Origin of the sequence: Pseudomonas ceruminis (assembly GCF_021602025.1) — a bacterium.
In the GTDB taxonomy this organism is placed as follows: domain Bacteria; phylum Pseudomonadota; class Gammaproteobacteria; order Pseudomonadales; family Pseudomonadaceae; genus Aquipseudomonas; species Aquipseudomonas ceruminis.
In genome coordinates, this window is the sequence record NZ_BQHW01000031.1 from 18,718 (window position 1) to 40,970 (window position 22,253).

Genomic DNA, 22,253 nt, shown 5'->3' on the forward strand with positions numbered 1-22,253 from the left:
TCTATGCCAAAGGTTGCCCGGCATGCTTCGCCTGCTGCTAATGCTGCTTCCCCTGCTACCGCTGACGGCCCTGGCCGAGCCCTGGCACCTGCGTGTGCAAGGCTCCAACACCATCGGCTCGGCACTGCTGCCAGCATTGGTCCAAGGGCAGTTGCGGGCGCTACAGGCAACGCACATCGAGCAGTTGCCAGGTGCGCAAGCCAACGAAACCGTGATCATCGCCCGCAGCGCCCAAGGCCAACCGTTGCGTATCAACATTGCGGCCCATGGCTCGAGCACGGGTTTCACCGCCCTGGCCCATGGCGAGGCCGACCTGGCCGCTGCCTCGCGCCCTATCAGCGACGCCGAGGCTCAACAGCTCAAGGCGCTTGGCGACCTGCGTGCGGCCAGTGCCGAGCAGGTCATCGGCCTGGATGGCGTGGCGGTGATCGTTCACCCCGACAACCCGCTACCGCAACTGACCACGCAGCAGCTGGCCCAGGTCTTCGCCGGGCAGGTCCAGCGCTGGGAAGAGCTCGGGGTGCCTGGTGGGGCGATCCACCTGTATGCCCGCGATGACCGCTCTGGAACGTTCGAGACCTTCAAGGCGCTGGTGCTGGAGCCCCATCAAAGCCAACTGACACCCCAGGCGCAGCGTTTCGAATCCAGCGACGAACTGGCCGAGCGGGTCTGCAACGATCGCCAGGCCATCGGCTTCAGCAGCCTGGCAGCGGTGCATGGGGCCAAGGTGCTGGCGGTGGCCGAAGGCGACGCCCCCGCCATGCTACCGGACCGCCCGCTGGTCGCCAGTGAGGATTACCCGCTCTCCCGGCGCCTGTACCTCTATTTGCCCGCCAACGCCAAACCCCAGGCCAAGGCCCTGGCGGAATTCGCCCAGAGCTCGGCTGGCCAGGCGATCGTCGCCGCGCAGGGCTTCGTCTCACAACAAGTCAACGCCCAGGCAGTGGCGGCGCAGGCCGACATGCCGCCGCGCTATCGCAGCCTGGCCCAGCAGGCGCAACGCCTGAGCGTCAACTTCCGCTTCCAGGAAGGCAGTGCCAACCTCGACACTAAGGCCCTGCGCGACGTCCGGCGTGTGGCCGAGTACTTGCGCCAGGCCGGCAAGCTGCGCAGCAAGGCGGTACTGGTCGGCTTTGGCGACCCCAAGGAAACACCCGGCCGCGCCGCCCTGCTCTCGCGCCTGCGGGCCCAGGCGGTACGCCGTGAGTTGGCACGCGATGGCGTCGAGGTGCTGGAGGTGACCGGCCTGGGCGATGAGTTGCCAGTGGCCGGGAATGACCTGGAACAAGGTCGCCTGCGCAACCGCCGGGTGGAGGTGTGGGTGTATTGATGCGGTACACGCTTCAGGCTGTTGCAGGGGCAACTGTTGCCCTGGCCACAGCCACCCAACAGTTAGGCACCCGGCGCAACAGGTAAACTCCGGCTTTGTGCGCCAATCGCCTGATTTCAAAGGCGTTTGATTCTGGCATGGCCCCTGCAGACATGGATTCAACCATCCAGTCTCCGAGGTCAACATGCCGACTGAAACCCTCTCTGCCGCTTACGACATCCGCCAACCCGACGCTCACGTCATCGCCAATGACCAGGAAGCCCTCGAGGTCGCGCACCAGGTCGCCGCCCTGCTGCGCGAAGGGGCCGCCGAACGTGACCGCCGCCGTGAAGTCCCCGCCGATGTCGTCGATGCCTACTCCAACAGTGGCCTGTGGGGCATCACCGTGCCACGCGCCCACGGCGGCGCCGAAGTGTCCTATGCCACCCTGGCGCAAGTGATCGCCATCGTCTCCGCTGCCGACCCGTCGCTGGGCCAGATCCCGCAGAACCATTACTGCCTGCTCGAAGACATTCGCCTGCAGGGCAGCGACGCGCAGAAGCAGTTTTTCTTCGACCTGGCCTTGAAGGGCAACCGCTTCGCCAACGCCCTGTCCGAAACCGGCGGCAAGACCGTGCAACACATCAGTACCCGGTTGGTCGCCGAGGGTGAGGGGTATCGCATCGATGGCCGTAAAGGCTATTGCACAGGGTCGTTGTACGCCCACTGGATCGGCGTACTGGCCCTGGATGAACAGGACCGTGCCCACCTGGCGTTCGTCCAACGCGGTACTCCGGGCCTGGTGGTCGTGGACGATTGGAGCAGCATGGGCCAGCGCACCACCTCCAGTGGCACCGTGCTGCTGGATGGCTTGCGGGTGCCAGCGTTCAACCTGTTCCCCAGCTACCGATCCTACGAGCAACCGACCCTGGCCGGACCTTTCGCCCAGCTGACCACCGCGGCGATCGATGCCGGCATCGGCCGGGCGGCGCTGGACGACACCATCGCCTTCGTGCGCGAGCATGCCCGGCCATGGATCGACGCCAAGGTCGAGCGGGCCAGCGATGACCCGCTGACCATCATCCAGGTCGGCTCCCTGGACATTCGCCAGGAGGCCGCCGAGGCTTTGCTGGAACGGGCCGGCTGGGTACTGGACGCCGCCCGCTCGGCACCGGACGAAGACAACGTCGCCGCCGCCTCGCTGGCCGTGGCCAAGGCCAAGGTGCTGACCACCGAGGCGGCCATCGAAGCCAGCAACCGCCTGTTCGAGCTGGGCGGCACGCGCTCGTCGCTGACTCGGCACAATTTTGACCGCCACTGGCGCAATGCCCGCGTGCATACCCTGCACGACCCTGTGCGCTGGAAGTACCACCTGGTCGGCAACTGGGCGCTGAACGGCATCAAGCCGGCGCGTCATGACTGGAACTGAGGCCCCCGCCATGACCAAGCAGATTCGCCTGAACGCCTTTGCCATGAATACCGTCGGCCACCTGGCGCCCGGCCTGTGGCGCCACCCGCGCGACCAGGCTACGCGCTACACCGATATCCACTACTGGACCGACCTGGCGCGCACGCTGGAGCGCGGCTGCATCGACGGGCTGTTCATCGCCGATGTGCTGGGTGTATACGACGTGTATGGCGCCAGCCCCGACGCGGCCTTGAGCAACGCAGCCCAGGTGCCGGTCAACGACCCGCTGCAATTGGTGCCGGCCATGGCGGCCGCCACCCGGCACCTGGGTTTCGGGGTAACCGCCTCGGTGTCATTCGAGCACCCGTTTCCGTTTGCCCGGCGCATGAGCACGCTCGATCACCTGACCCAAGGCCGCGCGGGCTGGAACATCGTTACCTCCTACCTGGCCAGCGGCGCACGCAACCTGGGCCAGCATGACCAATTGACCCACGACCAGCGCTATGCCCTGGCCGAGGAATACCTGCAGGTCTGCTACAAGCTCTGGGAAACCAGCTGGGAAGACGACGCGGTGCGCGCCGACCGGGCAAGCGGCGTCTATGCCGACCCGCGCAAGGTGCATGGCATCGAACACGAAGGCACCTACTTCAAGGTTCCCGGGTTCCACCTCAGCGAGCCGTCACCGCAGCGCACGCCGGTGATTTACCAGGCCGGCGCCTCGAGCCGTGGCCGCGCCTTCGCTGCTGCCAACGCCGAATGCGTTTTCGTCGCAGCGCCGAGCAAAGCCGTGCTGAAAAAACAGGTGGCCGACCTGCGCGCCGCGGTGGTGGCGGCAGGCCGCGCCGCCGACAGCGTCCTGGTGTTCGAACAACTGACAGTGATCGTCGCCGACACCGACGCCGCGGCTCTGGCCTTGCTGCGCGAGTATCGCGAGTACGCCAGCGCCACGGGCGCATTGGCCCTGATGTCGGGCTGGACCGGCATCGATTTCGCCACCTTGGCGCCGGACCAGGTCCTTCGCGAGGTGCCCAGCGAGGCGATCCAGTCGGCCGTCGAGGCCTTCACCAAAGCCGACCCCACGCGCACCTGGACCGCCGCCGAAATCGCTGACTACTGCGCCATCGGTGGTGACGGGCCGGTGTTGGTCGGTTCGGCCAGGACCGTGGCAGACCAGTTGCAGCAATGGGTCGAGGAAACCGACGTCGATGGCTTCAACCTGGCCAGCGTGGTCGCGCCTGAAACCTTCACCGCGGTTGTCGACCTGCTGGTGCCGGAGCTGCAGGCCCGTGGTCTGTTCAAGCGTAACTATGCCGAGGGCACCCTGCGCAACAAACTGTTCGGCCAGGGCGACCGCCTGGGCGCGCCACACCCGGTGGCAGCGTTGCGCCAGGAGGCACGGCGATGAACGGGCTGCTGGCGAACCTGGACTGGCCGGAGATTCTCCAGGCGTGCATCGACACGTTGAGCATGCTCGGTGCCGCACTGGGCTTCACGGTGCTGTTCGGCCTGCCCCTGGGGGTGCTGCTGTACCTCACCGGGCAACGCCAACTGCTGGCCAATGCCCCGCTGTACCGCCTGCTCTCGGTGCTGGTGAACGTGCTGCGCTCGCTGCCGTTCATCATCCTGCTGATCGTGCTGATCCCGCTCACGACGGTCATTGCCGGCACCTCGCTGGGCGTGCGAGGCACCATTCCACCGCTGGTGGTGGGCTGCACACCGTTCTTCGCACGCCTGGTGGAAACCGCCCTGCGGGAGGTCGACCGTGGCCTGGTCGAGGCCAGCCAGGCGATGGGCGGCAGTATCCGCCAGATCATCTGGTACACCCTGCTGCCCGAAGCCCGCACCGGGCTGCTCGCAGCGATCACCGTCACCGCCATCGTGCTGGTGGATTACACCGCCATGGCAGGCGTGATCGGCGGTGGCGGCCTGGGCGACCTGGCGATTCGCTTTGGCTATCAACGCTTCCAGACCGACGTGATGGTCGTCACCGTGCTGCTGCTGATCGTGCTGGTACAGGCGCTGCAGATGGGTGGCGACCGCCTGGTACGGCACTTCACCCGACGCTGACTCCACCCTACGACTGCTTCATCAGGAACAAACCCATGAAAAAGACCCTTGCAGCCCTTGCGACCCTGTTTGCCGCCAACAGCTTCACCGCTCAGGCGGCCGAACACCTGGTGGTCGGCGCCACCCCGGTACCGCACGCCGAGATCCTCGCGTTCGTAAAACCCACCCTGGCCAAGGAAGGTGTCGACCTCGACATCAAGGTGTTCAACGACTTCATCCAGCCCAACCTGCAATTGGCGCAGAAGAACCTGGACGCCAACTACTACCAGTACCGCCCGTTCCTCGATGACTTCAACAAGACGCGCCACACCGACCTGGTACCGGTGGTCGGCGTGCACATCGAGCCCTTCGGTGCCTACTCGGCCAAGTACAAGACCCTCGCCGAGCTGCCCGACGGCGCCAGCGTGGCCATTCCCAACGACCCGGTCAACACCGGCCGAGCCCTGGTGCTGTTGGCCGAAAACGGGCTGATCACGCTCAAGGAACCGGGCAACCCGCAGTCGACCCAGCGCGACATTACTGCCAATCCTCACCACCTGAAAATTCGCGAGCTCGAAGGCGCCATGCTGGCGCGTTCGGTGAAACAGGTAGACCTGGCCTTCGTCTTCGCCAACTACGCCCTTGAGGCTGGCATCGACACCAGCAGTGCGCTGATCGTGGAAAAAGGCAAGGACCTTTACGTCGAGTACCTGGTGGCGCGCCCGGACAACCTGCAGGACCCAGGCATCCAGAAACTGGCCAAGGCACTGAACTCGCCAGAGGTCCGCAACTTCATCCTGACCCGATACAAAGGGCAGATTGCCCCTGGCTTCTGACCAGCGAGAACCCTACCCATGACCCGTTTCCCGCACGAAGTCCAGGCCGCCGCCGCGCAATTGCACTTGCGCGGCATCCACAAGCGTTACGGCGATATAACGGCGCTGGAGGGGATCGACCTGCACATCCGTCAAGGCGAGGTTTTCGGCATCATCGGCCGCAGTGGTGCAGGCAAGTCTTCGCTGCTGCGGCTGATCAACCGGCTGGAAACCCCAAGTGCCGGCCAAGTGCTGATCGATGGCCAGGACATCGCCGCGCTCGGCACCGCCGGGCTTCGCCAGCTCAGGCGCAAGGTCGCAATGATTTTCCAGCATTTCAACCTGCTGGCCAGCCGCACCGTTGCGGAAAATATCGAACTGCCGATGCTGATGGCTGGCGTGCCCGCACCCGCGCGCGCACGCCAGACGAAGGAGCTGCTGCAATTGGTCGGGCTGGCAGACCGCGCCAATGCCTACCCGGCGCAGCTGTCCGGCGGCCAGAAACAACGGGTTGGGATCGCCCGCGCGCTGGTGCTGCAGCCGCAGATCCTGCTGTGCGACGAGGCTACCTCGGCGCTCGACCCGGAAAGTACCCGCGCCATCCTTGCCCTGCTGCGCGATATCAATCAGCGGCTGGGGCTGACCATCGTGCTCATCACCCACGAAATGGAAGTGATCCGTGATCTGTGTGACCGTGTCGCTGTGCTGGAGCGCGGCAGCGTCGTCGAACAGGGCGAAGTGTGGCAAGTATTCGGCGCCCCGCAGCACGCTGTCAGCCAGTTGCTCCTGGCCAGCCATGAACGGCCCCTGCAAACCAGAGCGCCCGCCGCTGCCCAAGCGTACCTGGAACTGCATTTCACCGGGGTGAAAGGCCTGGAACCCGAGCTTGGAAAGCTCGCCGGCGCACTGGGCTCGCAGGTGCAGTTGGTGCAGGGTTCGATCGAGCGCATACAAGGAAGAGCACTGGGCCGCCTGCGCCTGGCGGTGGCCAGCGAAGCGCCCTCTGCCGAGCTGCTGCAACGGGCCCGGGCGCTGGCGGACTGGGCGCAATGGGTGCAGTGAGGCCAGCCTGCAACAGGCAAACATTTGTAACAGCACGCCATTCGGCACCACCGGGAAATGGGTCTAGGCTCAAGCCCATGTGATACCGGGCCCCTCTGACGGCTTGCGCCGCCATGTCGGATCACTGTTGCCATGCAACGTCGACAATCAAGGAGGGGCTCATGACAGCTCTGCACACGTTCCTCGTTACCCCATTCCTGGGCACCAGCACCTGGTTGTGGCTGGTGTTCATGGCCATCGTCATTGGTTTGCTGGTGCTCGACCTGGGTGTCCTGCACCGCCAGGACCGTGAAATCGAAATGCGCGAGAGCCTGCTGTTGTATTCAGGCTACTTCAGCGTGGGCGTGCTCTTTGGCGTGTGGGTCTGGTACGAACTGGGCGCGCAGTCGGCGCTGGAGTTCTACACCGGGTTTTTGGTGGAACAATCGTTGTCGATGGACAACGTATTCGTCATGGCGATGATCTTCGGCTTCTTCGCCATCCCCCGCCGCTACCAGCATCGGGTGCTGTTCTGGGGCATCCTGGGAGTGGTGTTCCTGCGGGCGATCATGATCGGCGTGGGTGCGACGTTGGTGCAGAACTTCGAATGGGTCCTGTACCTCTTCGGCGCTTTTCTGCTGTTCACCGGGGTGAAGATGGCCTTGTCGAAAGAAGACAGCCACCCTGACCTGGCCAATAACCCGGTGCTGAAGTTCGTCAGGCGGCACATGCGCGTGACCGAGCAAATCCATGGCTCACACTTTTTCGTGCGCCTTACTCCGCCCGGGCAGACCAAGGCACTGCGCTATGCCACGCCGCTATTTCTGGCGCTGGTGTTGATCGAGCTGGCCGACTTGGTATTTGCCGTCGACAGCGTGCCGGCGATATTCGCCATCACCCAGGACCCGTTCATCGTCTACACCTCGAACATCTTCGCCATTCTGGGCCTGCGTTCGCTGTACTTCGCCCTGTCAGCGCTGATGCACCGGTTTGTCTACCTCAAGTACGCACTGGCGCTGGTGTTGATCTTCATCGGTTGCAAGATCTTCTACCACGGCATGGTGGGCAAGGTGCCGGCACTGCTCTCGCTGGGGGTGACGTTCGGGCTGTTGCTGGGTGGGGTGGTGATCTCGCTGCTCAAGACGCGCGGCGAGCAAGTGACGGATGACAGGCCCAAGGCCCCCCTTGGTGATTGAGGCCGATGCACAGCCGGTAAACACTACGGTCGGTTCAGTGTAAAACCTGTTCGGGGGTAAACGGCCGTATGTGCTTCGGTAGTTTGATCTCTTGCTTGCAGTGGTTCACAAACTCACTGGTCAGGCGGGTAAGGTCTTTATCCCGGTTCCACGCCACCACCGTGCTCGACGGAAGCAATGCGCCATCCAGCGGCAGCGTGACGACCCTCTTGCCGTTGGGTGTCTGTATCTGTTCGGGCAAGGTCACCAGGATCGACACCCCCAGCCCCTGCCCGACAAAGGCGGTCACCAGCTCCATCGATGGCACTTTGTAAGCGATATTGGGCCGCAAGCCGGCCACCTCGAACTGCCCGATAAAATATTGGTTGCTCGGCCAGATATCCAACAACACCAGCGGTTCTTTTGCGATCATCGACAACGACAGCATTTCGCGGTTAGCCAGCGCATGATCTGCGGGCAACACCGCACGCGGGTACAGGTCCGGCAGAAGCGCTATAGATTTATGTGTGTCCCTTAAACCCGCCGAGTAGGTCAAGGCCAGGTCGAAAGCACCAGACCTCAGCCCTTCCACTATCTTGTTCTGGTTAACGATATGAAGAGAGACTCGCACCGAGGGAAAGCGGTTTTCAAACGAGCTCAACAGTTCTGGCATATAGGAAGAAGCAATAGGCTCGTAACACGCCAGTACAATTTCGCCGCTGATTCTTTCACTGTCGCCATTCACCTGTTGTTCAAACGCGCGCGCATCCCGAAGCAAGCTAACGGCCCGCTCAAAAAAATGTGAGCCGGCGGGCGTGAGCATCAAACCGTTTGATTTATGACGGACAAAAATCTGCAGGTCGAACCGACTTTCGAGGTCCTTGATTGCCGATGAGATGGCGGGATTTGAAATATTAAGCCGGCGAGATGCCTCAGAAATGCTTCCGCACTCCACGGTCGTGACAAGGTATCGAAGTTGTTTGAGTGAGTAGTTAAACGCCATGGCGGTCCCCTCATGTCATGGGCACAGGAACAATCCCTCTTGCCGCCAGTTGTCTTGCCGGTCGCTCGGGTGGGCAACCCCACGCAGAGGCCCTCTGGCAGGGGTGCAGGCACACCAATCAGCCGTGATTATAAGTACCGGGCATATGCTATAGAAATGCTGTTATGTAATATTTTTATTCCTGAAAAGAATAAGCAGCAGGGGCGTGCCCAACAGAAAATCCGATCCCTGAGAACAGATTATTCGAGTTGCTAGACCCGCAGCATTGCCGATAAAAATGTTCGCCGATCAGTACAACTTCTGGGCGATAGACAATGGCGCGGGCACAGGCAATCAAAACACTTTCGGCAAACGACCTTCATCATGCATTAGTACAGAACAGCGAAATCGCAGCCCTTGATGTCCGCGAAGCCAAGTTCTACGCCGAAGGCCACATCAACGTATCGTCTCATGTTGCGTTGAGCAGCCTGGAGCTTCAACTTTTTCATACCCTGCCGCGCAAAACAGTGCCGATTGTCATCATTGATCAAGCTGGCACTTCAGCGGGTGAAGCCGAGCGGGCGTGGGAAGTATTGAATGCACTGTCCTACACAGACTTGCGCATTCTGGAAGGTGGCATTAACGCCTGGAAAGCCCATGGATATGCGCTGGGTACGGGTTACAACACATGGGTCAAGACCTTTGCCGACCTGGCGCACGCCCATTACGCAACACCGACGATAACGGTGCAACAACTTCAAGCTCGCCTGAACAATGGCCAGCCAACAACCCTCATTGATTGCCGGCCCGAACAGGAATATCGAAAACTCACCGTTACCGGCGCCTGTAATGTGCCCGGTGTGGAACTGGCACTTTACGACCTGAACCGGGTTGATGCGGCGCATCTTTATGTCATCAGTTGCTTCAGTCGCACCCGTGGGATCGTCGCCACCACCACCCTCGCCCACCTTGGCAACCAGCCAAACGTTGCCTTCCTGGAAGACGGAATCATGGCTTCATTCCTTCAGGGTGTGCCCACCGGGCCTGGAGACCCCCATTTGCCAGCCCCGGGGGATGTCGCATCGGACCTGGTGTTGCGGCGCCACGCTGAAAGCATCCTGCAACGCCACGCCCTGAGTGTGATTGATCACAACCACTACCGTCAGCTGCTGCAGGAGCAAGACGTCAGAACACTCTACGTTTTCGACGTCCGCCCCGAGGCATCCTACCTCGCTGGGCACCTTGCACAGGCCGTGTCTGCACCGGGTGGCCAATTGCTGATGACCTATGACACCCAGGTTCCAGTGCGCAATGCCAGGATCGTGCTTGTTGACGACCCCCACCTGAAGCGCGCAGCGGTCAGCGCCTACTGGCTCTCCCATTTCAACGACGCCGAGATTCATGTACTGGCAATGGATCAGGGCAATTTCGAACAGGTCAGCGGGGCAAACACCGTGGCCGTGCCGGAGCAGGTCCGGTGGTTGACTGCGCAGGAGGTACAAGCGCGCTTCGACCGCTTGTGCGTGGTGGATGTCGGGCCCAGCCTGAACTACGAACAGGGGCATCTTCCCGGTGCGAAATTCGCGTTGCGACCTTCGCTGCCGGCCTGGCTGCAAACCCAGCCGCCGGGGCCGATCCTGTTCACCTCCCCCGACGGAGTCAATGCGGCCTATGCCGCAGCGCAATTGACCCAAGCCTTTGGGATCGACGCCTACGCACTCAAGGGCGGTACCGAGGCCTGGCGCCAGGCAGGCCTTGCCCTGGAGACGGATATCCAGCCGCAACAGTTGATAACGCCCTTCGACGACGACTGGGGCTCGACGATGCGCGCCAAGGTAGACCGTGAGCGGATTTTCCGCGATTACCTGACTTGGGAGCGGAACCTGGGCCATGCCATTTCCCAGGATGAAACGGTTCAATTCCATTGGCCGGCCTTGGCCACCCATTAAGTACCCCATCGTCCACCGCACGTTTGCGACTGAGCCACTTCCTGTGAGCTTACAACCGACCCTTTATTACCCAAGGACTTTCAACATGATGACTCGTCGCACCCTGGGCATGCTTGCCTTGGCTACCAGTATTGGCGCTCTGACAATAAGCGGATTCACCGTCGCTGAAGAACAAACGTTGAAAATTGGCCTGGCCGCGAGCCCGGCAAACGAAGCGGTTCGATACGCTGCGCAAGTTGCAGAAACGAAGGGCCTGCACGTCAAACTGTATGAATTCACTGATTGGGTAACGCCCAACAGCGCCCTGAACAACGGTGACGTCGATGTCAACTACTTCCAACACGTTCCGTTTCTTGAGAATGCGCAAAAAGCCAATGGCTGGAAGTTCTCCGCCGTTGCACCGGGCTATATCAGTTGGCTGGGCGCCTACACAGAAAAACTCAAATCCCTCGATGACCTGAAAGACGGCGCGAAAATTTCGTTCGCCAACGACCCTGTCAACACCGGCCGCGCCCTGCTGTTCTTGCAGTCCCTGGGCCTGGTCAAACTCAAGCCTGGCGCCAGCTATGGCGCCACCTTGCAGGACGTGGTGGAAAACCCCAAGCAGCTTCAATTCATTCAAGTCGAGGCCCAGCAGGTGGTCCGCTCGCTGCCGGATGTCGATGTCGGCCTGACCTTCGCCTCGTTCATCAAACTGGCGGGCAAGGACCCGGCCGATGCGCTGGTGTTCGAGAAGCCTGACAACCTCTACGCCATCCATTGGGTTGCGCGTGCTGACCACGCCCGCGACCCACGTATCGCCGAGTTCATCAATATCTACGACACCGCGCCCGAAGTGAAAAAGATATTGACCGACCTGTACAACGGGCAAGTGGGTTTTGCCTGGTAAGTGCCATTGCGAAGTTCAGTGGCTGCGCGGCAACTACCGGATCAAACCCATCAGGGTTCGCAGCCACGGGCTTACAACCGCTGGAGTAGGTAATGCAATCAGATAAAAAATTACTGCTCAACGCGTTCAACATGAACAGCGTTGGCCACATTTCCCATGGCATGTGGACGCACCCGCGTGACCAATCGCCAAACTATGCGAACCTGGATTATTGGGTCAACCTGGCAAAAACGCTTGAGCGCGGCAAGTTCGACGGGCTGTTCCTGGCCGATGTCATAGGCACCAACGATGTCTGGGGCGGGTCGCCGGAGGCTGCGTTGCGCGGGGCGGTACAGGTGCCGATCAACGACCCGATCATTCCCCTTTCGGCAATGGCCTACGCCACCCGGCACCTGAGCTTCAACGTTACGGCAAACCTGACGTATGAAAAGCCCTACTTGCTGGCCAGGCGCTTTTCCACGCTGGACCACCTAACCAACGGTCGCGTCGGCTGGAACATCGTCACGGGCTACCTGGACAGCGCCGCGCGCGCGATGGGCCTGACCGAACAGATCCGCCATGACAACCGCTACGACATGGCCGATGACTACCTGGACCTTGTCTACAAGCTTTGGGAAGGCAGTTGGCAAGACGATGCTGTGGAGCGCAACCGCCACACCGGGCGCTTTACCGACCCCAGCAAGGTTCACCGCGTCAAACATGACGGCCCGTTCTACCAGCTCGATGCCATCCATCTGTGCGAACCATCGCCCCAGCGCACGCCGGTGCTGTTCCAGGCAGGCACCTCAGCGCGTGGCCGCGACTTCGCCGCGCGCCATGCAGAGTGCATCTTCATGTCGTCGAACAACCAGAATGTCGAAGTGACCAAAAGCATCGTTGACGATCTGCGTAAGCGAGCGGTGGCCAACGGACGAGCCGCCGACGATATCAAGGTCTTCGTGGGCGTGGTGGTGGTCGTGGACAAAACCGAGGCGGCTGCCCAGGAAAAACTGCGCGAGTACGAACACTACGCCAGCGCGGCAGGCGGCCTGACGCATTTCAGTGCGTCGATTGGCGCGGACCTTTCACGCTATGCGCTGGATGAGCCAATCACACTGCAGAACACCCAGGCGATGGTCGCCTCACTGGACGCCATCACCCGCTACAACCCCGGCGCCCCGTGGACCGTGCGGCGACTGCTGGCGCAGATGAAGTTGGGTTCGCGCAATACGCCCATCGTCGGCTCAGGCAGCCAGGTAGCCGAACAACTGATCGCGTTTGCCCAACAAACCGGCATTGACGGGTTCAACCTCATGCGTGTCGTGACGCCGGAAAGCTATGAGGATTTCGTCGACCTGGTAGTGCCAGAGTTGCAGCAACGCGGCGCCTTCAAAACCGATTATGCCCAAGGCACGCTACGCGAGAAATTGTTCGGCCCCAATGCTGCGCATCTTTCGCCCCGCCATTACGGAAGGCAGTTCCGTCATGCACCTGAAGGTGATGTGTGATGGCGAGCAACCCTGCACAAAGCCTGACAGCCGCGGCCGACGTGTCATCGACCCGCTCACTGCCGCAGTACGCCGACAGCGCGCGCGCCACTCACACCGACGCGCTGTCAGCAGACAGCATGACGTTCGTTGACATCAGCAAACGCTACGCGACCCCCGCGGGTGAAGTGGATGCCCTGGTGAACATCAACCTCTCGATCAAACAGGGTGAGGTTTTCGGCTTTATCGGGCGCAGCGGCGCGGGCAAGTCCACGCTTATCCGGCTGATCAATCTGCTGGAAAAGCCCACACACGGCAACATCACCGTCAATGGCGCGCCCACCCACGACCTCGCAGGCGAAGGCCTGGTGCAACTGCGGCGCGGCATTGGAATGATCTTTCAGCATTTCAACTTGATGTCGGCAAAAACCGTTGCGCACAACGTCGCATTGCCGCTGATCATGGCGGGCGTACCCAAAGCTCGCATCGACGCCAAGGTAACTGAACTGCTGGCGCTGGTTGGGTTGTCGGAAAAACGCGACGCGTATCCGGCGCAATTGTCGGGTGGACAAAAGCAGCGGGTGGGCATTGCCCGCGCACTGGTCCATGACCCACAGATCCTTCTTTGCGACGAAGCAACGTCGGCGCTCGACCCGGAAAACACCCGTTCAATTCTTCAACTGCTGCGCGAGATCAACCGGCGCAACGGCATCACCGTGGTGCTTATCACCCATGAGATGGCCGTTATCCGCGAGGTCTGTGATCGCGTTGCCGTGCTCGATCGTGGCGAAATCGTCGAGTCTGGCGAAGTCTGGAGGGTCTTTGGCAGCCCCCAGCACGGGGTGACGAAATCGCTGCTCGGGCAACTTGACCACGCCATTCCTGACGACTTGGTCGCGCACCTCCAGCCCGGCTACCCGGCAGGTGAAGGTACCTTGGTGATACGCGCAACGCTGCGCCCCTGCCATATCAGCGCGCCGGACCTGCAGGCGGTGCTGCAGGTGATCAACGGGCCGGTCAAGTTGCTGGACAGTGCGGTGGATCGGATCAACGCCCACACCTTTGGGCGGCTACTGGTCTGCGCCCCCTCGCGAGGCAACACCCTCGCAGACATTGAGCAGCGGCTAAGCGCGCTCCCCTACACCGTTGATGTCGAGGTCCTTGGCCATGTTACAACTGACGTTTGATGCGCTCGTCGAGCTGTTGCTCAGCGCCGCCTGGGAAACCTTCCAGATGGTCGCTGTGGCCGGGCTGCTGACACTGCTGTTCGGGCTGCCGATCGCCTTGTTGCTGATCGTCACCGGGCGTGGCGGCCTGTGCGAGGCACCGGGCCTGCACCGGATCGTCGGCTGGACCGTCAACGCGTTGCGCTCCACACCGTTCATCATTCTGCTCGTCGCGCTCATTCCAGTGACACGCCTGCTAGTCGGCACATCGCTAGGCCTGTGGGCCGCCGTGGTACCCATTACCGTGGCGGCCACGCCGTATTTTGCCCGCATTGCCGAAGTGGGCCTGCGGGAGATAGACCCCGGCCTGATCGAAGCAGCACAGGCCATGGGTGCACGAAGCTGGCAGATCGTATGGCATGTGCTCTTGCCCGAGGGCCTACCCGCAATCATCGGTGGATTCACCGTGACCCTGGTGTCGGTAACGGGCATGTCGGCCATGGCCGGTGTGGTCGGGGGTGGCGGGCTTGGAGACCTGGCCATACGTTACGGCTATCAACGATTCGACACGACTGTCATGGTCAGCGTCATCCTCATTCTGATTGTCATGGTGAGCATTATCCAAGGCATCGGCAACCGGCTGTCCAGCGCACTCAATCACCGTAACTGATTCGCCCCACTTGGCTTGGCGTGGGCACTTCAAGGTGCCCACGACGGCCCCGCATTGCTTGCAGAAGCACCGTCACATTCAACAACGCCATTCAAGGATGCCTTCAATGACCGCTACTAGACCTGCATACGACACCAACGAGCTGCTAACGATATTCACGCCCATCTTTGACAGGATACGAACCGACGCCTCGTCGCGAGAACGCAACCGGACATTGCTGTTCGAACAGATTGGCTGGCTGAGGGAGGCACGTTTCGGTGCCCTGCGGGTGCCCGTCGAGCTCGGCGGATACGGTGCGTCCATGGTCCAACTGTTTGACCTGTTGATTGCGTTGGCATCGGCCGACTCGAATATCCCTCAATCACTCAGGCTTCATTTTTCGCGTGTCGAGCGTATCGTGATCGGTGATGAGCGGCACAAACAGAAAGTGTGGATTGACCGGGTTGCACGTGGCGAGCTGTTTGGAAACGCGACAACCGAGCCGCCAGGCACACCGATCGGGGAAGTTCGCACCCGGGTATTACCGCATGCGGACGGCACCTTCCGGCTCAATGGCAAGAAGGCCTACGGCACCGGTAGCCTTTACTCACAGTGGATCCCAGTGGTCGCCGCCGACGAACACGACAATCGTGTGATCGTGACCGTTCCTGCAGACAGAAAAGGCGTCACGCTGGTGGATGACTGGGATGGCTTCGGGCAGCGCCTGACCGCGACCGGATCGTCGATGTTCGAGGACGTCGTGGTGCATGCCGAGGAAATCTCCGCCCCCATCAAAAAGACCACGAGGGCTGGCAGCGGTTTCGCACAGTTGGTGCACCTAGCAACCCTCGCGGGCGTCGCCAGCGCGATCACCCACGATGTCACGCAGCAGGTCGCGACGCGAAAAAGGGTGTACTACACAGGGCCCGGCGGCCTGCCCCGGCACGATCCGATTATCCAGATGCAAGTAGGCAAGATTGGCGCCGCCGCTGCCTCGGCGCGCTCGATCGTGCTGGGCGCCGCCCAGGTACTTCAGGACGCGTGGCAGGTCTGGAATACGCAAGGGGAGCATTCCCCGGCTACTGACGAAGCCTATGTCAAGGCAGACCTGGCCATTTCGTCTGCACAAGTCACCTTGATCCCACTGGTGCTCAATGCGGCCACAGAACTGTTCGATACCCTTGGCGCTTCCGCCATCGATGCCAAAGGCGGCCTGGACCGTCATTGGCGGAACGCGCGCGCCCTGTCCTCGCACAACCCTCACCTCTACAAGGCCAGGGTCATCGGCGACTATCTGTTGAATCAGGCACTGCCGCCGAACTTCGTTGCGGGTGACGACGTAGGGGTTATCACCGATACCGCCAGTACTGCATCACGCTGAGGCCCAACAGGGGGGCCGCTTTGCGGCCCCCTCGTGCTCAAGTGAACCGGTGCTGCCCAGACGTGGCGAGCCACGCCTCACCGCTCGCCGCGCAACAGCTGCGCTGGCACATACTTGCCGATCTCATACTTGCCAATTGCCGCACGGTGCACCTCATCCGGCCCATCGGCCAGGCGCAGGGTGCGCTGCATGGCATACATGTACGCCAGGGGGAAGTCTGCGCTCACCCCTGCACCGCCATGAATCTGGATCGCACGGTCGATAACCTTCAAGGCCACGTTCGGCGCCACCACCTTGATCTGCGCAATCTCACTGCGCGCCACCTTGTTGCCAACGGTGTCCATCATGTACGCCGCCTTCAGGGTGAGCAGACGGGCCATGTCGATTTCCATGCGCGAGTCGGCGATCTTGTCGACGTTGCCGCCCAGCCGCGCCAGCGGACGGCCGAACGCAGTACGCTCGACCGAGCGTTTGCACATCAGCTCCAGGGCACGTTCGGCCATGCCTACCGACCGCATGCAGTGGTGGATACGGCCAGGGCCCAGGCGCCCCTGGGCGATCTCGAAGCCGCGGCCCTCGCCCAGGACCACGTTGTCGTAGGGCACCCGCACGTTTTCAAACAGCACTTCAGCGTGGCCATGGGGAGCATCGTCGTAGCCGAATACCGGCAACGGCCGGACAATCTTCACCCCGGGGGCATCGGTGGGCACCAGCACCATCGAGTGCTGCTGGTGGCGCGGGCCTTCGGGGTTGGACAGGCCCATGAAGATCATCACCTTGCAACGCGGGTCGCAGGCACCGGAAGTCCACCACTTGCGGCCGTTGATTACCCATTCGTCACCGTCACGGATAGCCGTGGCGGCCATGTTGGTGGCGTCCGAAGAGGCTACATCCGGTTCGGTCATGGCGAATGCCGAGCGGATCTCGCCCCGCAGCAACGGCTCGAGCCACTGGCGCTTCTGCGCCTCGCTGCCATAGCGCACCAGCACTTCCATGTTGCCGGTGTCCGGTGCCGAACAGTTGAATGGCTCCGGGCCCAGCAGCGAACGCCCCATGATCTCGGCCAGCGGCGCGTATTCCAGGTTGCTCAGGCCGGCACCGTACTCCGACTCGGGCAAGAACAGGTTCCACAACCCTTCGGCGCGGGCCTTGGCCTTGAGTTCCTCCATGATTGCGGTGGGCTGCCAGCGGTCACCCTCCGCGACCTGGCGCTCGAATACCGGCTCGGCGGGGTAAACATGGGCGTCCATGAACGCTGCAACACGTTCACGCAGTGCCTGGACCTTGGGCGAATAGGCGAAATCCATCAGGGCTACCTTCACGGTTCGAAGTACATGGGCAGAGCCTAGAGCAGCCACCCTCAATCTACCTAGTCTATTTTCTGCGTGTATAAACATTCATAACCGATATATGATCGGGCCATAATTCCAACAAAGAGCGGCGTCCATGAACCTCAGCAAGGTCGACCTCAACCTGTTCATCGTCTTTGATGCGATCTACACCGAAGCCAACCTGACCCGCGCCGGGCAGATCGTCGGCATTACCCAGCCGGCGGTGTCCAACGCGCTGTCACGGTTGCGCGAAACCTTCAACGACCCGTTGTTCGTGCGCACCGCGCAGGGCATGGTGCCCACACCCATGGCGCAGAACATCATTGGCCCGGTACGCAACGCCCTGGCGCTGCTGCGTACCTCGGTACAGGAAAGCCGCATCTTCAACCCGCAGCAGGCCAACAAGACCTTTCGCATCAGCATGACCGACCTCACCGAGGCGGTGATCCTGCCGCCGCTGTTCCAGCGCCTGCGCCGTCTGGCCCCGGCGGTACTGATCGAGAGCTTCCTGTGCAAACGCCGGGAAACCACCAAGGAACTGGCCGCCGGGCGCCTGGACTTTGCCGTCGATGCGCCGCTGAACACCGACCCGCAGGTGCGCCACGTCAAGCTGATGCAGGACCGTTACGTCTGCGCCCTGCGCCAGGGCCATCCGCTGGCGGACAGCAAATTGACCCTCGACAGTTACCTGGGCATGACCCACATCCATATCTCCAGCCGCCGTAATGGCCTGGGCTATGTCGACCTGGCGCTGGGCAAGATGGGCGTGCAACGCAAGGTCGCCCTGCGCTCGCAGCATTACCTGATGGCGTCGCAGGTACTGCAGCAGACCGACATGGCGATGACCGTGCCGGAACGCTTTGCCCGCCGTCATCAGTTGCGCTACCAGCCGCTGCCGGTGGACATTGCGCCGCTGGAAACGCACCTGTACTGGCATGAAAGCACCGATCAGGACCCGGCCAACCGCTGGATGCGCGAGCAGATCATCGAGTTGTGCGAGCGGGTGGTGGCGGAGGAAGAGCGAACTGCGGCACCGGCCTGAGCACGCAGGCGCGTTAAAAATTCTACGGCAACCTGCTTATGGAGAATATTTTTCTGACAGCGGGGCCGTAACATGAATAAAAAGGCAAACGTTTTTTTCCCCCGGCGATTACGCTTGCTGCAACGATCGCCGACTCCACGGTGACAGCAACGGACCCGCCGCTATGCCTAGTGCCCCACTCTACTTCGACTACGCCGCCACCACTCCGGTCGACGACCGGGTCATCGAAACCATGCTCACCTGCCTCGGCCGCCAAGTGAACTTTGGTAACCCCGCGTCCAGTGGCCATGCCTACGGCCAGGCCGCCCGCGAAGCCGTCGAGCAAGCCCGCGAGCAGGTGGCCGCGCGGGTCGGTGCCAGCGCCGATGAGCTGGTTTGGACCTCCGGGGCCACTGAGTCCAACAACCTTGCACTCAAGGGCATCGCCCAGGGTTTTGAGCAACCGGGGCACCTGATCACCAGCCAGTTGGAGCACAAGGCCGTGCTCGATACCGTCGGCGAACTGGAGCGCCAAGGCTGGGCGGTCACGCGCCTGGCGCCGGACGCCGCGGGCCTGATCCAGCCCTACGATGTGCAGGCAGCATTGCGTGCCGATACCCGCCTGGTGTCGCTGATGGCAGTCAACAACGAACTGGGCACCCTCACTGATTTCGCCGCCATAGGCGAGCGCCTGCGTGCCCATGGCGCCCTGTTGCATGTCGATGCCGCTCAGGCGGTAGGCAAAGTGGACATCGACCTGCAGGCCCAGGCGGTCGACCTGATGTCGTTCTCGGCGCACAAGGTCTATGGGCCCAAGGGTATCGGCGCGTTGTACGTCGGCCCCCGCGCCCGTGATCGGATGCGTGCGCAGATTCACGGTGGCGGCCATGAACGCGGGCTGCGCTCGGGCACCTTGCCCACTCACCAGATCGTTGGCATGGGCACTGCCTTCGCCCTGGCAGGCCAGCCTGGCGACAGCGAGCACCAACGGATCGAACAGCTTGCCAAGCGGTTGCGCGAAGGGTTGCTGGCACTGCCTGGGGTCACGCTCAATGGCTGTGCCCGCCAGCGTGTCCCGCATACCTTGAACCTGTGCATCGAGGCCGCGGGGTTCAACAGCATGGCATTGGCCGGTGAGCTGGCATTGTCGACCACCTCGGCATGCAACTCGGCCAGCAACGCAGCCTCACATGTGTTGCTAGCGCTGGGGCTGGATGAACAGCGGGCACGCAAAAGCGTGCGCGTCAGTATCGGGCGGTTTACCAGCGAGGCGGAGGTGGACAAGGCGATCGAGGTATTCAGGCGCTCGGTCGCAGCGGCCTCAGTCGCCTTGTGGTAACCCCTGGCTCGTGGTTAGCAGCACGGCGGACCGAACCAAGAGCGGGCGTGGGCTTCTGGCTATCGTCCATGCAGCCCATGTTTGAATGATGGGCTGCACTTAGCGGCGCAGCGTCCGCTGCAGCAGTGTCCGGGCGAGCCAACGCGTGCAGCGGTTACCTGTTGCTACATATCAAATGCCGAAGGCAACACGATCATGTCCCGGATCGTCACATTGCGCGGGCGTGTGAGCATGTACATGACCGCATCGGCTATGTCGGATGGCTCGATCAAGCTGCCGCTCGCCTTTGCCTTCTTCAGGTTCTCTTCCGGCCAATCGGCCAGCAGCGCACTGCTCACAGGGCCAGGCGACACTGCACCGACACGGATACCGTGTACCTTGACCTGCCGCCGCACCGTCTGCACAAAACAGTTGATCGCCCACTTGGAGGCCGAGTAAACCGGCTCCCAAGGCACCGGGAAGTGCCCCGCCACCGAGCCCGTTACCAGAATATCGCCCTCACCCCGGTCGATCATGTACGGCAGCACGTCATGCACGTTCTTGATCACGGCATTGACATTGAGGTTCAGCATTCGGTCGATGGCGGCCACATCCCCGTCAACCAGATCGCCACCCACATAGCAACCGGCATTGGCATACAGAATGTCGAGTTGGCCGGCCTTGGCCAGCACGCTTGGCAGCAGCATCGCACAGGATTCGGGGACCAGCAGATCGATCACCAGCGGCATGGCCGCCGGCCCCAGGCGCTCACAGGCGCTGACCAAGGCGGCTTCATCCCGATCAACCATGACCACCCTGGCGCCTGCCGCCACCATTGCCGTGGCCGATGCCAGACCTATCCCCGACGCAGCGCCGGTGACTGCTGCCACTTTACCTTCGAGTTGCATTGCCATTCGCCACCTCCCACCCCTGAACGATCAGGGGCGCTTGATTATTGTTATGTAGACGTTTACATCGCTCTGCCGGCCCATCTGAAACCCCGCCGACCAAAATGTCAACGTCTACATTTTTAACCAAGTATGTATACCCTGCCGGGGGATCAGAGCAGGAGCCGCCCTTCTATGACTTTGTCTTCAACAGGCTGCGAAGGGTCGTCTATCTGCCCGAGCAGCAGGTTGATCGCCCCTATGCCCAATTGGGTGCCGCTGTGGCTGATGCAAGGGATAGGCTCGCCAAAAAGCTCGGCGTAGCGCACCTGGTCGATGCTGAACAGCGCGATGTCATTGCGGCTCAGGCCAAGCTCGCGCATGGCCTGCAAAGCACCGAGGGTCATGAGGGCGTTCAGGCCAAAGATCACCTCGGGCCACTTGCCGCTTTGCAGGTAGTTACGCACCGCATCCCGTGCCGGTGCCTGGGTGTAGTCCCCATGCACGACTTCCACCACCGTCGGCTCCGGCCATTGCTCCAGTGCCCGCCGGATGCCTGCCAGCCGCGCCAGGGAAATACTCGAGCGCTGTGGCCCTGCCACCACCAAGACCCGGCGCAGGCCTTGTGCAAGCAAGGCGCGCGCCCCCTGATAGCCACTGTGCTCGTTGTCCAGGTACACCCCGGCGAACGGTGCCCCAGACAGCTGGCGGTCGATCTGCACCACCGGGATGGCCGCCATTTCCAGCTTGGCCAGGTAGCTCGGCTGGTACTGGTCATCGTCGCTGATGACCGACAGCATCAGGCCGGCTACCTGATAGCTGAGCAGCGTATCGATTGCACGCGCCTCCAGCTCCGGCGAGCCATCGGTATCGAACAGCATCAAGGTATAGCCGCGTGTCTTGGCCTGGCGCGTAATCGCCTTGATGATCTCTCCGTAGAACGGGTTTTCCAGGCTTGCCGTCACCAGGCCCACCAGCCGGCTTTCACGATTCTTCAGATTACGGGCAAAGGCATTGGGCACATAGTTGAGCTCCTTGGCCACCTTGAGGATTTGTTCCAGCGTCTCTTTCTTGACCTTCTCCGGCTGGTTGAGCGCCCGCGAGACGGTGACGGTCGTCATGTTCACGCGTTTCGCGATGTCGGTAATGGTGGCTTTGCCTAGTTTGTTCATGGACGCTCGATGCTGGCTGGTCTGCGGGGGCTGTCGTCAGCGGCTGCCCGTCGATTCTCACTGATTCTGCGCCAGGCCACAAACTCGCCTGCGTATTGTGAAGCCAACAACGCTGTGCTAGCGTTTTTAAATGTTGACGTTAACATTCATCTGCCAAGGACGGGCAACCACCATATGGCGGCGTCATGGAGCGGGCGGCATACCTATGTCGACGTCTGCATTACACGCCAAGCCAATAATAAGAAGGG

At 61.9% G+C, this 22,253-nt stretch carries 19 protein-coding genes; 15 read left to right on the top strand and 4 right to left on the bottom strand.

Annotation, left to right across the window (positions count from 1 at the left end; translation table 11 throughout):
- Window positions 1–22: 22 nt before the first annotated feature.
- The 7 genes from L6D80_RS25840 (at window position 23) to L6D80_RS25870 (ending at window position 7,815) form a co-directional block, all read left to right on the top strand.
- Entirely contained in the window at window positions 23–1,330 is a 1,308-nt protein-coding gene (locus tag L6D80_RS25840) for a substrate-binding domain-containing protein (protein ID WP_176512801.1), read from the top strand.
- Between the two features lie 184 nt (window positions 1,331–1,514).
- Entirely contained in the window at window positions 1,515–2,738 is a 1,224-nt protein-coding gene (locus L6D80_RS25845) for an SfnB family sulfur acquisition oxidoreductase (RefSeq protein WP_054899797.1), read from the top strand.
- Window positions 2,739–2,748: 10 nt separating this feature from the next.
- Entirely contained in the window at window positions 2,749–4,122 is a 1,374-nt protein-coding gene (locus tag L6D80_RS25850) for an LLM class flavin-dependent oxidoreductase (protein ID WP_054899798.1), read from the top strand.
- Complete coding sequence (locus L6D80_RS25855; protein WP_176512802.1) at window positions 4,119–4,784, top strand: methionine ABC transporter permease; 666 nt, start codon at window positions 4,119–4,121, stop codon at window positions 4,782–4,784. The genes L6D80_RS25850 and L6D80_RS25855 overlap by 4 nt, the downstream gene beginning before the upstream one ends.
- Before the next feature lie 35 nt (window positions 4,785–4,819).
- Window positions 4,820–5,599, top strand: coding sequence for a MetQ/NlpA family ABC transporter substrate-binding protein (locus tag L6D80_RS25860; RefSeq protein ID WP_176512803.1), 780 nt, complete (start codon window positions 4,820–4,822; stop codon window positions 5,597–5,599).
- An 18-nt stretch (window positions 5,600–5,617) separates the two neighbouring features.
- Window positions 5,618–6,640, top strand: coding sequence for a methionine ABC transporter ATP-binding protein (locus L6D80_RS25865; protein WP_176512804.1), 1,023 nt, complete (start codon window positions 5,618–5,620; stop codon window positions 6,638–6,640).
- A 161-nt stretch (window positions 6,641–6,801) separates the two neighbouring features.
- Window positions 6,802–7,815 carry a TerC family protein gene (locus L6D80_RS25870; protein WP_054899802.1) on the top strand — a complete coding sequence of 338 codons (1,014 nt, stop codon included), beginning with the start codon at window positions 6,802–6,804 and terminating at the stop codon, window positions 7,813–7,815.
- A gap of 34 nt (window positions 7,816–7,849) precedes the next feature.
- On the opposite strand, the gene L6D80_RS25875 is transcribed toward L6D80_RS25870, so the two are convergent.
- Window positions 7,850–8,797 (bottom strand): LysR family transcriptional regulator, encoded by a 948-nt coding sequence (locus L6D80_RS25875; RefSeq protein WP_054899803.1) that lies wholly within the window; start codon window positions 8,795–8,797, stop codon window positions 7,850–7,852.
- A 314-nt stretch (window positions 8,798–9,111) separates the two neighbouring features.
- Here L6D80_RS25875 and L6D80_RS25880 point away from each other — a divergent pair, with 314 nt between their 5' ends.
- The 6 genes from L6D80_RS25880 to L6D80_RS25905 all read left to right on the top strand — a co-directional run bounded on the left by L6D80_RS25880 (window position 9,112) and on the right by L6D80_RS25905 (window position 16,276).
- The gene (locus L6D80_RS25880; RefSeq protein WP_176512805.1) at window positions 9,112–10,725 is read left to right on the top strand and encodes a rhodanese-like domain-containing protein; all 1,614 of its coding nucleotides are present in this window, start codon (window positions 9,112–9,114) and stop codon (window positions 10,723–10,725) included.
- Between the two features lie 85 nt (window positions 10,726–10,810).
- Window positions 10,811–11,614 (top strand): MetQ/NlpA family ABC transporter substrate-binding protein, encoded by an 804-nt coding sequence (locus L6D80_RS25885; RefSeq protein WP_176512806.1) that lies wholly within the window; start codon window positions 10,811–10,813, stop codon window positions 11,612–11,614.
- Window positions 11,615–11,706: 92 nt separating this feature from the next.
- The gene (locus L6D80_RS25890; protein ID WP_176512807.1) at window positions 11,707–13,101 is read left to right on the top strand and encodes an LLM class flavin-dependent oxidoreductase; all 1,395 of its coding nucleotides are present in this window, start codon (window positions 11,707–11,709) and stop codon (window positions 13,099–13,101) included.
- 23 nt (window positions 13,102–13,124) lie between these two features.
- Window positions 13,125–14,267 (top strand): methionine ABC transporter ATP-binding protein, encoded by a 1,143-nt coding sequence (locus L6D80_RS25895; RefSeq protein WP_054899849.1) that lies wholly within the window; start codon window positions 13,125–13,127, stop codon window positions 14,265–14,267.
- Entirely contained in the window at window positions 14,248–14,916 is a 669-nt protein-coding gene (locus L6D80_RS25900; protein WP_176512808.1) for a methionine ABC transporter permease, read from the top strand. The genes L6D80_RS25895 and L6D80_RS25900 overlap by 20 nt, the downstream gene beginning before the upstream one ends.
- A 106-nt stretch (window positions 14,917–15,022) precedes the next feature.
- Window positions 15,023–16,276, top strand: a complete 1,254-nt coding sequence (locus L6D80_RS25905; protein ID WP_082422718.1) for an acyl-CoA dehydrogenase family protein — start codon at window positions 15,023–15,025, stop codon at window positions 16,274–16,276.
- A 77-nt stretch (window positions 16,277–16,353) separates the two neighbouring features.
- Here the strand turns inward: L6D80_RS25905 and L6D80_RS25910 are convergent, their stop codons facing one another.
- Window positions 16,354–17,583: an acyl-CoA dehydrogenase gene (locus L6D80_RS25910; protein ID WP_054899809.1), complete on the bottom strand. Its 1,230-nt coding sequence runs from the start codon at window positions 17,581–17,583 to the stop codon at window positions 16,354–16,356.
- Window positions 17,584–17,722: 139 nt separating this feature from the next.
- Here L6D80_RS25910 and L6D80_RS25915 point away from each other — a divergent pair, with 139 nt between their 5' ends.
- Together L6D80_RS25915 and L6D80_RS25920 are read left to right on the top strand one after the other, a co-directional pair.
- Window positions 17,723–18,649 carry a LysR family transcriptional regulator gene (locus tag L6D80_RS25915; protein WP_054899810.1) on the top strand — a complete coding sequence of 309 codons (927 nt, stop codon included), beginning with the start codon at window positions 17,723–17,725 and terminating at the stop codon, window positions 18,647–18,649.
- A 163-nt stretch (window positions 18,650–18,812) separates the two neighbouring features.
- On the top strand, window positions 18,813–19,967 hold the full coding sequence (locus L6D80_RS25920; protein WP_176512809.1) for a cysteine desulfurase family protein: 1,155 nt from the start codon (window positions 18,813–18,815) through the stop codon (window positions 19,965–19,967).
- Window positions 19,968–20,131: 164 nt separating this feature from the next.
- On the opposite strand, the gene L6D80_RS25925 is transcribed toward L6D80_RS25920, so the two are convergent.
- Both L6D80_RS25925 and L6D80_RS25930 read right to left on the bottom strand, forming a co-directional pair.
- Window positions 20,132–20,860, bottom strand: a complete 729-nt coding sequence (locus L6D80_RS25925; protein WP_054899812.1) for an SDR family oxidoreductase — start codon at window positions 20,858–20,860, stop codon at window positions 20,132–20,134.
- 146 nt (window positions 20,861–21,006) lie between these two features.
- Entirely contained in the window at window positions 21,007–22,005 is a 999-nt protein-coding gene (locus L6D80_RS25930) for a LacI family DNA-binding transcriptional regulator (protein ID WP_176512810.1), read from the bottom strand.
- Window positions 22,006–22,253 lie beyond the last annotated feature (248 nt).

Coding starts and splice junctions, on each gene's coding strand:
- L6D80_RS25840 (WP_176512801.1), top strand. CDS start 23: ATGCTTCGCCTGCTGCTAATGCTGCTTCCCCTGCTACCGCTGACGGCC.
- L6D80_RS25845 (WP_054899797.1), top strand. CDS start 1,515: ATGCCGACTGAAACCCTCTCTGCCGCTTACGACATCCGCCAACCCGAC.
- L6D80_RS25850 (WP_054899798.1), top strand. CDS start 2,749: ATGACCAAGCAGATTCGCCTGAACGCCTTTGCCATGAATACCGTCGGC.
- L6D80_RS25855 (WP_176512802.1), top strand. CDS start 4,119: ATGAACGGGCTGCTGGCGAACCTGGACTGGCCGGAGATTCTCCAGGCG.
- L6D80_RS25860 (WP_176512803.1), top strand. CDS start 4,820: ATGAAAAAGACCCTTGCAGCCCTTGCGACCCTGTTTGCCGCCAACAGC.
- L6D80_RS25865 (WP_176512804.1), top strand. CDS start 5,618: ATGACCCGTTTCCCGCACGAAGTCCAGGCCGCCGCCGCGCAATTGCAC.
- L6D80_RS25870 (WP_054899802.1), top strand. CDS start 6,802: ATGACAGCTCTGCACACGTTCCTCGTTACCCCATTCCTGGGCACCAGC.
- L6D80_RS25875 (WP_054899803.1), bottom strand. CDS start 8,797: ATGGCGTTTAACTACTCACTCAAACAACTTCGATACCTTGTCACGACC.
- L6D80_RS25880 (WP_176512805.1), top strand. CDS start 9,112: ATGGCGCGGGCACAGGCAATCAAAACACTTTCGGCAAACGACCTTCAT.
- L6D80_RS25885 (WP_176512806.1), top strand. CDS start 10,811: ATGATGACTCGTCGCACCCTGGGCATGCTTGCCTTGGCTACCAGTATT.
- L6D80_RS25890 (WP_176512807.1), top strand. CDS start 11,707: ATGCAATCAGATAAAAAATTACTGCTCAACGCGTTCAACATGAACAGC.
- L6D80_RS25900 (WP_176512808.1), top strand. CDS start 14,248: ATGTTACAACTGACGTTTGATGCGCTCGTCGAGCTGTTGCTCAGCGCC.
- L6D80_RS25905 (WP_082422718.1), top strand. CDS start 15,023: ATGACCGCTACTAGACCTGCATACGACACCAACGAGCTGCTAACGATA.
- L6D80_RS25910 (WP_054899809.1), bottom strand. CDS start 17,583: ATGGATTTCGCCTATTCGCCCAAGGTCCAGGCACTGCGTGAACGTGTT.
- L6D80_RS25915 (WP_054899810.1), top strand. CDS start 17,723: ATGAACCTCAGCAAGGTCGACCTCAACCTGTTCATCGTCTTTGATGCG.
- L6D80_RS25920 (WP_176512809.1), top strand. CDS start 18,813: ATGCCTAGTGCCCCACTCTACTTCGACTACGCCGCCACCACTCCGGTC.
- L6D80_RS25925 (WP_054899812.1), bottom strand. CDS start 20,860: ATGGCAATGCAACTCGAAGGTAAAGTGGCAGCAGTCACCGGCGCTGCG.
- L6D80_RS25930 (WP_176512810.1), bottom strand. CDS start 22,005: ATGAACAAACTAGGCAAAGCCACCATTACCGACATCGCGAAACGCGTG.